The 13,022-nt window shown below is 70.9% G+C and carries 15 protein-coding genes and 1 pseudogene; 5 read left to right on the top strand and 11 right to left on the bottom strand.

Translation table 11 applies throughout. From position 1 onward, the window contains the following. Positions 1 to 276 precede the first annotated feature (276 nt). Together WDJ58_RS17540 and WDJ58_RS17535 are read right to left on the bottom strand one after the other, a co-directional pair. Entirely contained in the window at positions 277 to 981 is a 705-nt protein-coding gene (locus WDJ58_RS17540) for a phosphoglycolate phosphatase (protein ID WP_338914596.1), read from the bottom strand. Positions 982 to 1,032: 51 nt separating this feature from the next. Next, positions 1,033 to 1,614 (bottom strand): J domain-containing protein, encoded by a 582-nt coding sequence (locus tag WDJ58_RS17535; RefSeq protein ID WP_338914595.1) that lies wholly within the window; start codon positions 1,612 to 1,614, stop codon positions 1,033 to 1,035. 109 nt (positions 1,615 to 1,723) lie between these two features. Here WDJ58_RS17535 and WDJ58_RS17530 point away from each other — a divergent pair, with 109 nt between their 5' ends. Continuing rightward, a complete protein-coding gene (locus tag WDJ58_RS17530) occupies positions 1,724 to 1,933 on the top strand; it encodes a hypothetical protein (RefSeq protein WP_338914594.1) in 210 nt (69 codons plus the stop codon). A 262-nt stretch (positions 1,934 to 2,195) separates the two neighbouring features. Then, on the top strand, positions 2,196 to 2,873 hold the full coding sequence (locus WDJ58_RS17525; protein WP_338914593.1) for a helix-turn-helix domain-containing protein: 678 nt from the start codon (positions 2,196 to 2,198) through the stop codon (positions 2,871 to 2,873). A 108-nt stretch (positions 2,874 to 2,981) separates the two neighbouring features. Here the strand turns inward: WDJ58_RS17525 and pyrF are convergent, their stop codons facing one another. Beyond that, positions 2,982 to 3,776 (bottom strand): orotidine-5'-phosphate decarboxylase, encoded by a 795-nt coding sequence (pyrF, locus tag WDJ58_RS17520; RefSeq protein ID WP_338914592.1) that lies wholly within the window; start codon positions 3,774 to 3,776, stop codon positions 2,982 to 2,984. 293 nt (positions 3,777 to 4,069) lie between these two features. Here pyrF and WDJ58_RS17515 point away from each other — a divergent pair, with 293 nt between their 5' ends. Next, complete coding sequence (locus WDJ58_RS17515; protein ID WP_338914591.1) at positions 4,070 to 4,747, top strand: HAD family hydrolase; 678 nt, start codon at positions 4,070 to 4,072, stop codon at positions 4,745 to 4,747. A gap of 13 nt (positions 4,748 to 4,760) precedes the next feature. Here WDJ58_RS17515 and WDJ58_RS17510 read toward each other — a convergent pair whose 3' ends face one another. The 8 genes and pseudogenes from WDJ58_RS17510 to WDJ58_RS17475 all read right to left on the bottom strand — a co-directional run bounded on the left by WDJ58_RS17510 (position 4,761) and on the right by WDJ58_RS17475 (position 10,869). Continuing rightward, the gene (locus WDJ58_RS17510) at positions 4,761 to 5,414 is read right to left on the bottom strand and encodes an HAD family hydrolase (RefSeq protein ID WP_338914590.1); all 654 of its coding nucleotides are present in this window, start codon (positions 5,412 to 5,414) and stop codon (positions 4,761 to 4,763) included. A gap of 186 nt (positions 5,415 to 5,600) precedes the next feature. Continuing rightward, positions 5,601 to 6,163: pseudogene (locus WDJ58_RS17505) on the bottom strand (sugar O-acetyltransferase). Positions 6,164 to 6,216: 53 nt separating this feature from the next. Continuing rightward, positions 6,217 to 7,575, bottom strand: coding sequence for an MFS transporter (locus WDJ58_RS17500; protein ID WP_338914589.1), 1,359 nt, complete (start codon positions 7,573 to 7,575; stop codon positions 6,217 to 6,219). Positions 7,576 to 7,747: 172 nt separating this feature from the next. Continuing rightward, positions 7,748 to 8,059: a hypothetical protein gene (locus WDJ58_RS17495; RefSeq protein WP_338914588.1), complete on the bottom strand. Its 312-nt coding sequence runs from the start codon at positions 8,057 to 8,059 to the stop codon at positions 7,748 to 7,750. A gap of 211 nt (positions 8,060 to 8,270) precedes the next feature. Then, positions 8,271 to 8,645 (bottom strand): LWR-salt protein, encoded by a 375-nt coding sequence (lwrS, locus tag WDJ58_RS17490; protein ID WP_338914587.1) that lies wholly within the window; start codon positions 8,643 to 8,645, stop codon positions 8,271 to 8,273. 1 nt (position 8,646) lies between these two features. Then, positions 8,647 to 8,925, bottom strand: a complete 279-nt coding sequence (locus WDJ58_RS17485) for a 4a-hydroxytetrahydrobiopterin dehydratase (RefSeq protein ID WP_338914586.1) — start codon at positions 8,923 to 8,925, stop codon at positions 8,647 to 8,649. A gap of 149 nt (positions 8,926 to 9,074) precedes the next feature. Then, the gene (locus tag WDJ58_RS17480) at positions 9,075 to 9,458 is read right to left on the bottom strand and encodes a Zn-ribbon domain-containing OB-fold protein (RefSeq protein ID WP_338914585.1); all 384 of its coding nucleotides are present in this window, start codon (positions 9,456 to 9,458) and stop codon (positions 9,075 to 9,077) included. A 244-nt stretch (positions 9,459 to 9,702) separates the two neighbouring features. Further along, entirely contained in the window at positions 9,703 to 10,869 is a 1,167-nt protein-coding gene (locus WDJ58_RS17475; protein ID WP_338914584.1) for a thiolase domain-containing protein, read from the bottom strand. Between the two features lie 222 nt (positions 10,870 to 11,091). Between WDJ58_RS17475 and WDJ58_RS17470 the strand changes: the two genes are divergently transcribed. Both WDJ58_RS17470 and menC read left to right on the top strand, forming a co-directional pair. Then, complete coding sequence (locus WDJ58_RS17470; RefSeq protein ID WP_380661637.1) at positions 11,092 to 12,000, top strand: 1,4-dihydroxy-2-naphthoate polyprenyltransferase; 909 nt, start codon at positions 11,092 to 11,094, stop codon at positions 11,998 to 12,000. Beyond that, positions 11,997 to 13,016, top strand: coding sequence for an o-succinylbenzoate synthase (gene menC, locus WDJ58_RS17465; protein WP_338914582.1), 1,020 nt, complete (start codon positions 11,997 to 11,999; stop codon positions 13,014 to 13,016). Before WDJ58_RS17470 ends, menC begins: the two co-directional genes overlap by 4 nt. Positions 13,017 to 13,022: the final 6 nt, after the last annotated feature.

The raw sequence follows: 13,022 nt of genomic DNA, 5'->3' as shown, positions 1-13,022 counted from the left end.
TGGCTGGACTCGGGTGACTCGCTGCGCTCCTCGCTTCGCTGTCGTTCGAAACGGCTCCGCCGTTTCGTGATCGGGCGAACGCGAAGCGTTCGCAGACCTCGCGAATCTCCGATTCGCTCAGTGACGAGAGACGCAAAGCGTCTCTCGAACCACGGTGCTTGCGTCGTCCTCCGTCGTCCAGCCAGCGGCCCCTTTCAGTCCCACCCTATCCCGGAGCCAGTCCGCGATCGCGTAACGGTAATCACCCTGGCATCGACCCACAGCGTTCTCCGATCCTCAGTCCACGCCGGCCCGTATCCGCTCGGCCGCCTCGATGAACCCGTCGCCGTACGTCCCGTCGGTCACGTGGTCGGCCGCCTCCCGTGCGGCCTCGTCGGCGTTCGCCACCGCGTAGGAGATGCGTGCTCGCTCCAGCATCCCGACGTCGTTCGCCGAGTCACCGATCGCGGCGAACGACTCGACCTCGATTCCGAGGGCGTCCGCCACCGCTGTCAGGCCCTTCGCCTTGTCGACGTCGGGTGACTTGACGTGGTAGGCAAAGCCCGTGTCGACGACCTCGAGACCGTGCCGGGCAGCGATCCCTTCGAGGGGCTCCAGGGGTTGCTCGCGCGAGACCGCCAGTTCCGTCTCGCGCCACCGGTTCGGCAGGTCGACCTCGCCCCACCCGAGCGAGTGTCCCGCGGCCGCGTACTCCTCGGCGACGGCCTCGGCCGCCCGCCGGTCACCCACGAATCGGAGTTCGTCCGTCCGTTCGACGTACGCCGCGCCGCCGTTCTCGGCGACGACGGTGGTCGGGATGCCGAGGAACTCACAGAGCGCGACCGGGTAGGGGAGCGCCTTGCCCGTCGCCACGACGACCGGGGCGGCGTCGGCCCACTTCCGGAGCAGCGACGGAACGCGGTGGTCGAGCCGACGCCGGTCGTCCGTGAGCGTCCCGTCGATGTCGACGGCGAGCGGCGGCAGGGGAGGCGACTCGGCCATGGTCGATCTGCGACTGCCCGGCGTATCAAACCCCTGCCCCCGGTAGTCGAGTCAGTCCGAGAGTCGCTCGTAGGCGGCGTTGACCCGCTTGAACGCCGCCTCGTCGCCGTCCTCGGTGTCGGGGTGGGTCTCCTTCGCCCGCTCGCGGTAGGCCCGACGGATGGTCGAGGCGTCCGCCTCGGGTTCGACGCCGAGCACGCGGCGGGCCTCGGCCGGGCTCGGACCCGAATTCGCCCCCGGCTCCGTGCCCGCCGAGCGCGACCGCCCGTCGTACGCGCGTCGACCGCCGCGTGCGGTTCGGCTCGCCCCCTGGGCGCGTTGCCTGGCCTCGCGGACGCGCTCCCAGCGGTCCTCCCCGCCCGGAGGGTTCCAGTCCTCGCGGGGACCAGCGCCGAACCCGCCGCTCCCGCCGTCGGTCGAGGCGTTCCGTCGGGCCTGGCGCTCGACGCGGTCGTAGATGCCGGTGGCGACCCGGCCCGTCGCGTGGTACCAGAAGAAGTAGGTCGCCGCTCCGAGCGGGAGCGCGACCAGCAGCGGGACGGGGTCGCGGAACGCTGCCGCCAGGACGACCATCAGGACGGTCATCCCGGCGAACACCGCGGCGAGCGCGAGGACCAGCCGCTCGTTCTTCACGACCGGCTGTAGACGCTACGGGGTTGTAAGGCTCTCGGACGCGGCGCATCTCCGCGGGCCCGCGGGCGCAGGCCGAGGGTTCAAACCGGCTCGCTCGTTACGTGTTCACATGAGCGTATCGGGCCTCTGTGAGATATGTGAGCAGCGGGAGGTCGAGGACGGCTGTGACCGCTGTGGTCGCCTCGTCTGTGCGGTCCACTACGACGACGGTCACGGGATCTGCACGGAGTGCTTCGCCGAGATGGGCGGGGAGAAACGAGAGCGGGACGGGCGCGACGACCGGGACCGTCCCGACGGCGTCGACGAGTACCAGTTCTAAGCTATCGGGCCACGGAACGGGATCCGGAGTGGAGACGGGTGTACTTCCGTTCGGGTCGGGTGTCCGATCTTCGCTCCGGTCGTCGTCCGCCTGTCGTCGTCGTGGTCCCTCGACACTCGACGGGGCTCCGGACGCGGACTGGCCTCGGTAGTCGCGGCACCTCCGGACCGGGGGGCTCGTTCCGGGCGGCAACCGAACGCGGACGCGGTCGAGCCTGCCGTCTATCCGAATGCTCTTGTCCCCGTCCGACCTTCGCCGGGATATGAGCACGATCGTGAGGGGGAGCGTACCCGCTACCGAGTTCGCGCTGAGTTACACCCTGGACGTGCTCCCGGACATCCAGATCGAGTGCGAGCGTATCGTCCAGACCGGCGAGAGCACGGTGATGCCGCTGATGTGGATCCGGTACGGCGACCGCGAGTCGATCGACTCCGCCCTCGAGGCCGACGATTCGGTCGACGAGGTGTCCTGTCTCTCGGAGTTCGACGACGAGTTCCTCTACCGGATGGAGTGGATCGACCAGATCGACCTGCTGTTGCGGATGCTGACGAACGACGAGGCGACCGTCCTCGACGCGTACGGCGAGGGCGACCGCTGGCAGATCCGGGTGCTCTATCCGAACCGGGACCACTTCTCGCGGACCCACGAGTTCGCCGACGAGCACGGGCTCACCTTCGAGGTCGAGTCGATCCGGGAGATGGAGGGGGAGCCGGCCGGGCGGTTCGGACTCACCGAGGGACAGTACGAGGCGCTCGTTCTCGCGTCCAGACGGGGGTTCTTCGACATCCCTCGGGAGACGACCCTGGAGGAACTCGCCGACGAACTGAGGATCTCACACCAGGCGCTCTCCGAGCGGATCCGGCGGGGTACCGACGCCCTCGTCCAGGACGCCCTGATCGTCGGTGCGGTCGGGGATGACGACGACGCCAGGTCCAGGTGAGCCGTTCGGCGGAGCCGGATACCTCCGCCGGTACCGTCGTGTCCGTCGCCGTCCAGCACCCGGGCCGCTCGCGTCCCGCGCCGCCGGTTCCCCTGCGCCCTGCGGTGACTACCGGTACCCGTTGAGCCGCCGCTTCAGCCGCTTTGCCGCCTCGCCCGCCGCCTTCGCGAACTCCTGCTCGCTCCCCTCGCCGGCGAAGATGATCCCCCGCGAGGAGTTGACCAGCCCGACCCCGTCGGCGAGCCCGAACTCGACGGCCGCCTCGACGTCGCCGCCCTGCGCTCCGACCCCGGGAACGAGGAACGGGAGGTCGGGAACCAGCTCGCGGAGAGTCTCCAGTTCCCCGGGCGCGGTCGCCCCGACGACGAGGCCGACGTTCCCGCGCTCGTTCCACTCGGCCGCCCGCTGGGCGACGTACTCGTAGAGGCGCTTCCCGTTGCCGACCTCCAGGTTCTGGAAGTCGCTCGCCCCGGGGTTCGACGTCCGTGCGAGGACGAACACGCCCTTCTCCTCCCGGGCGAGGAACGGCTCCAGGGAGTCACGGCCGAGGTAGGGGCTGACGGTGATGGCGTCCGCGTCGTCGAGCAGTCCCGCGTACTGCCGGGCCGTGTTGCCGATGTCGCCCCGCTTGGCGTCGAGCAGGACGGGCACGCCCTTGCCGTGGGCGTAGGCGATAGTCTCGCGCAGCGCCCGCCACCCCTCGCTGTCCTCGTAGAACGCGGCGTTGGGCTTGTAGCACGCGGCGTGCTCGTGGGTCGCGTCGATTATCCGCCGGTTGAACGCCCACCGCGGGAGGTCGTGGCCCGCGACGGCGTCCGGGAGCCGTGCGGGGTCCGGATCGAGCCCCACCGAGACGACGCTGTCGACCGCCTCGATGCGCGCCCGCAGGTCCTCGAAGAACATACCCGGGGGTCGCCGCCGCCCCCCACAAGCCTTCCCATCCACCCCTGAGAACCGCCCCGGCGATCCGCGTGCGGGTCCGCCGTTTCGGACCGCCTGGGCCGTCTCCCGCCGCCGTGGCGATCCGATCGGTGTCGGCCGTACGGGCCCGTGGTTCCGACGACCGCTCTCCTCACGGGTCCGACAGGCCGCCGGCTCTTCTGGGTGCTCGCGGACCGCCCTATCCCGGCTGGCTCCGACAGTGGACGGCGTCCCGGGCCGGGAGGTTCATATCCCACCGGGACGGACCCCGGACCGTGATACGCGCGGTGGGGTTCGACCTCGACGAGACCCTGGCGGTCCCCGAGCGGGACCGCTCGACACTCCTCACCGAGGCGATCCGTGCCGTCGACGCCGAGGACCTCCTGGGGAGTCTCACGCGCGAGTCGTACCTCGACGCTCACCGGGAACACTCCGGCGATCGGACGCGGGAGCCGGTGTTCGAGGCGCTCGTCGAGGAGCACACCGACGGCGAGGGAGCGGTCGATCCCGCCCGGCTCACCGACGCCTACCGGCGCGTCGTCGAGGAGTCGCTGGTGCCCGTCGAGCGGGCGGCATCCCTCGTGCGCACGCTCCGCGAGACGTATCGGGTCGGGCTGTTGACCGACGGACCGGTCCGGACACAGCGGGGAAAGCTCGAGACGCTCGGCTGGACCGACCTGTTCGACGCCGTCGTCGTGACGGGCGACCTCCCCGAGCCCAAGCCCGACCCGCGGACGTTCCGTCGGTTGCTCGCGGTCCTCGACGCCGACCCCGCCGAGGCGGTCTTCGTCGGCGACCACCCGGAGATGGACGTCGCCGGTGCCTCGGCGGCCGGGCTCTACGCCGTGCAGGTCTGCTACGCGGGCGGCCCGGACCCACACCCCGACGCGGACGCGACGGTCGAACGGGACGAACTCGCCGACCGGCTCCCCGCGGTCCTCGAATCGTTCTGATCCGGAGCGGTGATCAGTCGGCCGCCGGCCCGCCCCGCGCGAGTTCGTCGAACCCGCTCACGCGGTGGTCCCCGAGCACGCAGAGCCCGCGGCGGTCGTGCCCGTGTCGCTCGACGTGGACCGCGTCCAGACCTGCGTTCCAGGCCGCCCCGACGTCGTGCGGGCCGTCGCCCGCGAGGATGCCCCGTTTCGTCCCGTCGAGCAGCCCCATCTCGGCGAGCGCCCGCTCGACGGGCGCGGGGTCGGGCTTCCACCCGATCTCGTCCGTACAGCAGACGACCGTGTCGAACCAGTCGCGGATACCGAGGTGGTCGAGGATCGGTTCGGTGAGGTAGGACTGGCAGTGCGTGACCACCCCCACGGGGACGTCGACCTCGGCGAACCAGGCCGCGTCGTCGTAGAGGAACGTCGACGCCGCCCGGGCTTCGGGGTCCTCCTCCTCGTGGAACACCTCCCAGAACCGCCCCGGATCGAGACCCCACGACCGGACGACGGCGTTCGGGTCGCCGCCGAGCGAGTGCCAGACGGCCTCCGCCTCCGCATCTTGGATAGTGTAACCGAGCCGATCGCCAACCCGTCCGATCACGTCGTGTACGTACCCGGGTTCGACGTCGACCAGCGTCCCGTCGAGGTCCAGTAGCCAGAAGTCGTACGCGTCGGCGACCATCGAGAACGTACATTATCGATCGGTAGGTGTATAGTTTCCGGCCGGCTCCCCGGCCGAACTCGGGTCTGGTGGGTCCGTTCCGGCACGGTCCCCGAACGACTCTCAAACGAGTTCGTCGCGTGCGCCCGCTCGTCCGCCGACCGGATGTCGACTGGCGTCGGACGAGGATGCCGGGAGACCGGAGCCTCAGGGCCCGTCCAGCTCCCTGACGACCTCCGCGGGGTTACCCCGGACGACGACGCCGGGCGGGACGTCCCCCGTCACGACCGCCCCGGAGGCGACGACCGCGCCGTCGCCGACGGTCACGCCGGAGTCGAGGCCGCCCGCCCGCCGATCCAGACGTCGTCGCCGACGGAGAGCGGGCGGCCGGACTCCAGCCCGGCGGCCCGCTCGTCGGCGTCGAGGGGGTGGGTCGCGGCGTAGACGTGAACGTCCGGGGCGAGCAGGCAGTTCTCCCCGAACTCGACCGGGCACACGTCGAGGACGACGCAGTCGAAGTTCGCGTAGAACCCATCACCGACGCGGAGGTTGTACCCGTAGTCACACCGGAACGGCGGCTCCACGTGGACGTCGCCGCCGACCGAGCCGAACAGCTCCTCCAGCAGTTCGTCGCGGCGCTCCGCTTCGGACGGCGAGGTCCGGTTGAACCGGCGCGTGAGCTCCCTGGCCCGCCTCCGCTCGGCGACCAGGTCCGGGTCGTACGGATCGTACGGGTCCCCGGTTACCATCTTCTCCTTCTCGCTCGGCATATCCCCGGGTGCCCGTGTGCCGGTATAGGTGTTCTCCACGATCCCGCCGGAGGTCACTCCCCTCCATGGCCGGGCATCCCACCGTCGCCGTCCACGGTGGCCCCCCGGCCCGGCGCGCCCGTCCGCTCCGAGATACCGCCGAGCGAGACGACGACGGCCGCCCCGGCGACGATGACGGCACCCGCGACGGCGAACGCGACGACGAACCCGGACGCGTTCGCGAGCGCGCCGCCGGCGATGCTCCCGATACCGCCGGCGAGCGTCGAGAGCGCCGTGTAGACCCCCAGGGCCTCCCCGCGGAGCGTCGGCGGCGCGAGCCGCGCGACGATGGTACCACCCGTGACGGCGATGACCGCCCACGTGACGCCGATGAGCGCGAACAGGACGCCGCTGACGAGGAGGCCGACCGCGCCCGCGGCGACGACCACGCCCGCCACGCCCACGAGCGGCATCACCACGCCCCGGAGCCCGAGCGCGCTCGTCTGGAGGAGCCTGATGTCGTACTCGCCGCTCAGCCGCCCGGCGCTCGTGTAGAACACCGCCGACCCGAGGCTCGACACCAGGTAGAGCCCGTACACCATGTCCGAGGAGAAGCCGACGTCGGTGAGGTAGAGTGGGAGCGGCGCGAAGAACGCGGAGAAGCCGGTGAAAAAGAGGACGACCCCGCCGAAGTAGGCCGCGAGCGTCGGGGTGAACCGCGCCGCCATCCGGTCGGGGTGGAGGCTCCGGGTCCGCCAGTAGAGCCTCGTGGGCGCGAACTGGAACGTCGACCCGCGGATCCCCCGCCGGCCGGCCGTGAGGAACCGCTCGACGCGGTCGCGGTTGAGCCGTCTGATGCGTCGCTCGGAGGGTGCGGGCATCGTCCGCAGGAGGACGAGCGCGGCGACGGCCGAGGCGACCGCACACGCGAGGAACAGGTATCGCTGGCTCGCCAGCGACTCGAACAGCCGGCCCACGGTCGCCGACCAGACGATGCCGAGCAGGAGCCCGCCCGCCCAGCCGAACCCCTGGTACCGGTTCAGCGCCGCGATCTCCGTGTTCCACCGGTTCTCGGGGACGTCGGCGACGACCAGTAGCGTGAGCACCGGTCCGGCCGCGGCGAACGCGACCCACAGGAGCGCGTTCGCGACGATGACCAGCGGAACGGTCGACAGGAACGGCGTCGCCCCGAGGACGACCGCTACCGCGAGGAGGCTCCCGACGACCACCGCCCGGCGGTTCCCCGTCCGGTCGGCCAGCCGTCCCCAGACGATGGCCCCCGGGGTTCCGACGAACGCGGCGACGGCCCCGAGCAGGCCGAGTTCGAACGGGTCACCACCCAGCCCGACCACGTACAGCGGGACCAGTAACGACGCTGCGCCGAGCGCGACGGACCCCAGCGCCCAGCCGTAGAGCCAGCGGTGACCCTCCATCGGGCGGGAATGGGGCCGTCTCCGGCAAGTGTCCGTCGAAGTAGGACCGATCGCAGGACGCTCTCGAATTATAATGCCCGACTAAAGAAGACGATGGTGCTACGACCTGGCCGAATCAACGTCGTGGCTGCGAAACCTGCAAATTGACAGGAAATCTTTGCGGCGTCTCGGGTTATCCCTCCCCGTCTGCGAATCGGGCGGCTTCGACGCGCTGGAACGGAACGGTAAGCTCCTCGCGTTCGCTCTTCGGAACCTCGCGGTTGAAAGAAGCGTGGTCTCCTGAGTGGAATCGCTGAACAGTCTGGATTTCGGTATATTCTCTAACTTCTTCGAGCTCAAACCCTTCCGGCGTCGTGCTCAGGCCTTCTACCCTGCCCTCGATGATTTGTGTTTGACGCTTCGTTTTTCCGCCACTGGTCCGCTCGTCTGTCCCGACTTCGAGCCGGACCCGGTTTCCCTTGACATGGCGACGGAAGTCTGCCATATCTGAGACTGTTCGACCCATCTGGAGAAGCGTCGCGGCAGTAGTGACGAGTGCAGTGGACTCCATATCTTTCGGTGTCGTATGTCAATCTACCGGCGTTAGTACTTGATAATATGGAGACCGCATAGCGAAACTGAAACTGAATCGGCTTGACGCTGACGTTCATACCTTTTGATGCCGCGGTCGGTCGTCACGTTCCGACGGCGGACGACTACTCGCGCTCGATGCGAACGGACGACCCGAGGTACTTGTGGAGGACCTCCTCGACCCCCTCGGCCCGGAACGCGTCGAGATCGGCGGCGATGGCCTCCCGGAGTTCCGCGAGATACGCCTCGTCGGTCCGGAGTTCGCGGAAGTCGACCGAGGTCACCTCGACGCCGAGCGCCTCCGTCGTCAGGTCCCGTAGGTGGGCCTCGTCGTTGGCCTCGCCGCGCCAGAGGTTGTCCCGGAAGAACAGCCATCCCTCCTCGCCGGGCGGCGCGGCTCGCTTTCTCAGTACCGTCTCGAACGCTCCCGGCTCGACCGACACCGCCGGGTCGGCGGGGTCGAGTTCGAACCGGATCCGGAAGACGTACGCCGCGTCCACGTCAGTCGTGGAGTTCGTCGAACCGGGCCGCGAGGTCCGTGTCGTTCTCGGTGATCCCGCCGGCGTCGTGGGTCGTGAGCCGGACCTCGACCTCCGCGTAGTTGATCGTGAGTTCGGGGTGGTGGAACGCCTCCTCGGCCAGCCCCGCGGCACCCGAGGCGAACCCCACGCCTTCGAGGTAGGAGTCGAACTCGTACGTTCTGGTTATCTCGTCGCCGTCGCGCTCCCAGTCCTCGGGGAGGCGCTCGGCGATCTCCTCGTCGGAGAGCAGGTCTGCCATACCCGCGGGTTCGTTCGCCCGGCCCATAAGCGTGGCCCGGAACGCCCGACCGTTCGGGCTCGACCTACTCATACGGTCGTGCGTAGTCCTTTACCGGCGATAACGGATCCGTCCGGGTGATCGTCGGTAAATCGTTACGCACGACCGTATCAGGCCCGCTCGAACGCGAGGAGCCGGTCGCCGTCGGTCTCGGAGGCCTCGACGACCGGCCGGACCGCCTCGCCGACGTCGGGTGCATCCGCCGCGTCGAGGACGATTCCCGTCACGCGGACGGGGCCGAACTCCGCGAGGAGGGTGGCGTAGGGGGCGTCGTCCGCGAACCGCGGCGGCGGGACGTGGACGACGGTCCGGGTGAGGACCTCGCCGGCGTCGGCGAGCGGCGTCTCCTCCAGATCCGTCGAGCCGCAGTCGGGACAGACCCGGCGCGGCGGGAGGTAGCCGTGACCGTTCCCGCAGGCGAGGTAGAACCCCTCGCCGTCCTCGATGGCGTCGAGCAGGTCGTCGTAGCCGTCGTCGCGGTAGTCGCGGGTCACACCACCACCTCCGTGGCTCGCCCCGACGCACTGGTGTGCGCGAACGCTTCGGGACTCACCGCGTTCGTTCTTCGCTCTCCCGAGGCGTGATCGCCGAACGCGCGTCGCGGCTCGCGGCTCCCTCCGGTCACCGCTCGCGGGGCCGAGGTCTCGCTCACTCCGTTCGCTACGACCTCGCGGCTCGCGGGTCGCTCCGCTCCCCGCTCGCTCATCCGAGGCTCTCGCTGCGTTCGAGCCTCGCGGCTCATTCGACCGCCTCCAGAACGTGGACGACGGCGCTGGCGACCGTCCCGCCGGCGTTGTGTGTCAGCCCGACGGCCCCCTCGGGGACGGCGTCGCTGTTGGGGTGGTCCCCGCGGAGCAGTCGGGTCGCCTCGACCACCTGCGAGGCACCCGTCGCGCCCACGGGGTGGCCTTTGGCCTTCAGTCCGCCCGAGAGGTTCACCGGGAGGTCCCCCTCGCGGGTCGTCTCGCCGTCGCGTGCGGCCCCGACGCCCTCGCCGGCCTCGTAGAACCCGAGCTCCTCGATGGCGAGTACCTCCGCGATGGTGAAGCAGTCGTGGACCTCCGCGAAGCCCACGTCGCTCGCCCGGATACCGGCCTCGGCGTAGGCCTCCTCAGCGGCGTCGGCGGTCGCCGGCGCCCTCGCCACGTCCGCCCGGTCCTGGAGCGCGAGGCTGTCCCCGCCCTGACCGCTCCCCGTAATCGCGACCGGGGCGTCGAGGTCGTGCTCCCCGGCGTAGCTCCCCGAGACGAGCACGAGCGCCGCCGCGCCGTCGGTGATGGGACAGGCGTCGAACAGCCCGAGCGGTTCGGCGATGATCGGGGCCTCCAGGGCCTCCTCGACGGTCACCTCGCGACGGAACTGGGCGTACTCGTTCTCCAGGGCGTTCGCGTGGTTCTTCACCGCGACGTGGGCGAGGTCCTCGCGCGTCCCCCCGAACCGCTCGAAGTACGCGCGGGCCATCAGCGCGTACGCGCCGGGGAAGGTGACGCCGGCCCGGACCTCGTAGAGGTCGTCGGCGGCCATCGCCAGCCCCGCGGTCGCACCCCGGGTGCCGACGTTGTGCATCCGCTCGGCCCCGCCGACGAGCAGGACGTCCGATTCGCCGCTTCGCAGTCGCTTCACCGCTTCGCGGACGGCGACACCCGCGGAGGCGCACGCGCTCTCGTAGCGCGTCGCCGGCACCCGTAGCCCCGCCGCCTCCGCCATCAGCGGTCCCTGGTGGCCCTGGGATTCGGTCACCTCGCCGATGAAGTTCCCGTAGAGCAGCGCCTCGACGTCCTCCCGGGGGACGCCGGCGTCCTCGACGGCGCTCGCGGCCGCCTCCGCGAAGAGGTCCCGCCCCGTCCGGTCCGGGTGTGCGCCGAAGTGGGTGAGCCCCACCCCGGCGACCCGTGGTTGGTCCATACCCCTCCGAGCGACCGGGCGGGTAAAAGGCTGCCCGACCCGACATTTTCTGTCCGGGTGTGCCGGCCGGCGCGGCGGCTCGATCGCCCGGAACCACAGCCGCTATACGCCGTCCGCCCGACGTTCCACCGGATGAGCGCGGACGCCGCCGACACCGCCGACGCCGAGGGACGGTCCGGCGTCGACGACGAGGGTGAGATCACCCGGCGCGAGGCGTGGGTGATGGCCGCCCGGCCACAGACGCTCCCCGCCGGTGCGTCGCCCGTCGTCGTCGGCACGGGCCTCGCGATCGCGGAGGGGGTGTTCGCCGTCCTCCCCGCGCTGTTCGCCCTCCTCGGGGCGCTGCTGATCCAGGTCGGGACGAACTTCGCCAACGACTACTACGACGCCGTGAAGGGTGCCGACACCGACGACCGCGAGGGGTTCACCCGGGTCACCGCCGGCGGGCTCATCCCCGCCGAGTCGGTCATGCGGGCGATGTACCTCACCTACGCGCTCGCGGTGCTCGTCGGGACCTACCTCGTCTACGTCGGCGGGCTCCCCATCGTCCTCGTCGGCCTCTCGGGGATCGCCGCCGGGATACTCTACACCGGCGGCCCCTACCCCTACGGCTACCGGGGGCTGGGTGACCTGTTCGTCTTCGTCTACTTCGGGCTCGTCGCCGTCGCTGGAACGTACTACGTCCAGGCGGCGACGTTCGCGCCGGTCGGCGCGTTCCCCCTCTCCGTTCCTCCGGGCACGGTGCCGCTCTCGGCCGTCGTCGCGGCGCTCCCCGCCGCGGGGCTCTCGACGGCCATCCTCGTCGTCAACAACGTCCGTGACCGGGAGACGGATCGACGCGCGGGCAAGCGCACCCTCGCCGTGATGTTCGGCTACCGCTTCTCGAGGACCGAGTTCGTCCTCGCCGTCGGCATGGCCTACGTCGTCCCCCTCGTGTTCTACGCCACGGGGTACGGCCCGTTCGTCCTCCTGCCGCTGCTGACCGCTCCGCTCGCCGTGCGCCTCGGGCGGACGGTGTTCGCCAGTACCGACGGCGCGGCGCTGAACCCCGCCCTGGAGACGACCGGCAAACTGCTCGCGGCGCACTCGGTCCTGTTCGCCGCCGGGCTCGCGCTCCCCGGACTCGTATGAACGTCGAGCCCTTCTCGCTGGAACTCTCCCGGCCGCTCTCGACCGCTCGCGGCGAGATCAGGACCCGAGAGGGGTTCACCGTCGAGGTCGAACACGACGGCGAGACGGGTTACGGCGAGGCGACGCCCCTCCCCGGCTGGACGGAGTCGCTCGACGAGTGTCGATCGGCGCTCGATGCCGTCGACGCCGAGGCTCCCGCGCTCTCGCTCTCGGGGATGGACGGGACGCCCGCGGCCCGCCACGGGCTCGAACTCGCGCTGTTCGACGCCGCGGCTCGTGCGCGAGACGAGCCCCTGTACCGGTTCCTGGGTGGCGAGGACCCGACCGAGTCGGTGCCCGTCAACGCGACCGTCGGCGACGGTCCCCCATCGGGGACCGCACACGAGGCCCGCGAGGCGGTCGACGCCGGGTTCCCGGCGGTGAAGGTGAAGGTCGGCGTGCGGTCGCTCGACGCGGACCTCGACCGACTGCGAGCGGTCCGCGGGGCCTGCCCGGACGTCGAACTCCGCGCGGACGCCAACGGCGCGTGGGACCAACCCACCGCGCGGCGGGTGCTCCCCGCCCTCGCCCGACTGGACCTCTCGTACGTCGAACAGCCGCTCTCGGGACCCGACATCACGGGTCACGCGGCGCTCCGCGGTGCGGGCGCGAGGGTCGCGCTCGACGAGTCGCTCGCCTCGGCGTCGGTCGACGAGGTGCTCGCGGCGGGGGCAGCGGACGTGCTGGTGCTCAAACCGATGGCGCTCGGCGGGCCCGGCCGCGCGCGCTCGGCGGCGCTCCGGGCCAGGAAGGTGGGGGTCGAGCCGATCGTCACCACCACGATCGACGGCGCGCTCGCCCGCACGGCGGCCGTCCACGTCGCCGCCTCGATCCCCGACGTCGGTGCCTGTGGGCTGGCGACGGGGTCGTGGCTGGCGTCGGATCTCACCGACGCGGACCCCGCTCCCGTCGCGGACGGTCGAGCCCGGGTTCCGTCCGGCCCCGGGAACGTCGCGACGTGCCCGCTCGGGCGGTAGCCGAAC

This window comes from Salinirubellus litoreus, assembly GCF_037335815.1.
Lineage (GTDB): Archaea > Halobacteriota > Halobacteria > Halobacteriales > Haloarculaceae > Salinirubellus > Salinirubellus litoreus.
The sequence above is the reverse complement of the archived record's forward strand: the minus strand, read 5'-3'. Positions and strand labels throughout refer to the sequence as shown.

Excerpts from the sequence above, each read along its gene's own strand:
- WDJ58_RS17540 (WP_338914596.1), bottom strand. The coding sequence starts at position 981 with ATGGCCGAGTCGCCTCCCCTGCCGCCGCTCGCCGTCGACATCGACGGG.
- WDJ58_RS17530 (WP_338914594.1), top strand. The coding sequence starts at position 1,724 with ATGAGCGTATCGGGCCTCTGTGAGATATGTGAGCAGCGGGAGGTCGAG.
- WDJ58_RS17525 (WP_338914593.1), top strand. The coding sequence starts at position 2,196 with ATGAGCACGATCGTGAGGGGGAGCGTACCCGCTACCGAGTTCGCGCTG.
- pyrF (WP_338914592.1), bottom strand. The coding sequence starts at position 3,776 with ATGTTCTTCGAGGACCTGCGGGCGCGCATCGAGGCGGTCGACAGCGTC.
- WDJ58_RS17510 (WP_338914590.1), bottom strand. The coding sequence starts at position 5,414 with ATGGTCGCCGACGCGTACGACTTCTGGCTACTGGACCTCGACGGGACG.
- WDJ58_RS17500 (WP_338914589.1), bottom strand. The coding sequence starts at position 7,575 with ATGGAGGGTCACCGCTGGCTCTACGGCTGGGCGCTGGGGTCCGTCGCG.
- WDJ58_RS17495 (WP_338914588.1), bottom strand. The coding sequence starts at position 8,059 with ATGGCAGACTTCCGTCGCCATGTCAAGGGAAACCGGGTCCGGCTCGAA.
- WDJ58_RS17485 (WP_338914586.1), bottom strand. The coding sequence starts at position 8,925 with ATGGCAGACCTGCTCTCCGACGAGGAGATCGCCGAGCGCCTCCCCGAG.
- WDJ58_RS17475 (WP_338914584.1), bottom strand. The coding sequence starts at position 10,869 with ATGGACCAACCACGGGTCGCCGGGGTGGGGCTCACCCACTTCGGCGCA.
- WDJ58_RS17470 (WP_380661637.1), top strand. The coding sequence starts at position 11,092 with ATGGCCGCCCGGCCACAGACGCTCCCCGCCGGTGCGTCGCCCGTCGTC.
- menC (WP_338914582.1), top strand. The coding sequence starts at position 11,997 with ATGAACGTCGAGCCCTTCTCGCTGGAACTCTCCCGGCCGCTCTCGACC.